Annotated in this window: 1 pseudogene; it reads left to right on the top strand. The window is 63.1% G+C overall.

Annotation, left to right across the window (positions count from 1 at the left end):
* Window positions 1–509 (top strand): annotated as a pseudogene (locus AB3X94_RS41870) (transposase); the annotation flags it as partial.
* Window positions 510–556: the final 47 nt, after the last annotated feature.

Raw genomic sequence — 556 nt, 5'->3', positions numbered from 1 at the left:
ACTGGAACTGCAGCAACGGCTGCTGCGCGAATGCGAACGACTGGCGCTCGTCGAGCAGCAACTGGCGACACTGGAGAAGGAGCGGCTCGAGAGTCTCCCCGAGTCCGCGCGCGAGCGAATCGATCGCCTCACACGCCTGAGCGGCATTGGGGGCCGTTGGTGGCTCGCGGCTGGCACTGGAGCTGTTCTGGCGGCAGTTTAGCAACCGTCGCCAGGTCGGCGCTTGCGTGGGCCTCGCGCCGCAGCCGTACGCCAGTGGTGAGAGCCAGGCCGACCAGGGCATCAGCAAGCAACGCAATCGGCGAGTGCGGGCACTACTGATCGAGATGGCATGGTCGTGGATCCGTTACCAGCCAGACAGCGTCCTGACGCATTGGTTCTCGCAGCGAACAGCAGGCACGGGTCCCAATCGTCGCGCGCGACGGATAGCAATCGTCGCGGTCGCACGACGTCTCGCGATTGCACTATGGCGGTACTTAAAGGACGGCGTAGTTCCCGAAGGAGCATGATTGAAGCACCGTAGATCAGTAGCGCGAACGATAAATCTGTAACGCGG

It is taken from the genome of Paraburkholderia sp. BR10923 (assembly GCF_040948765.1).
In the GTDB taxonomy this organism is placed as follows: domain Bacteria; phylum Pseudomonadota; class Gammaproteobacteria; order Burkholderiales; family Burkholderiaceae; genus Paraburkholderia; species Paraburkholderia youngii.
Note: the sequence above shows the minus strand (reverse complement) of the source record. Positions and strands in the feature narration are given on the sequence as shown.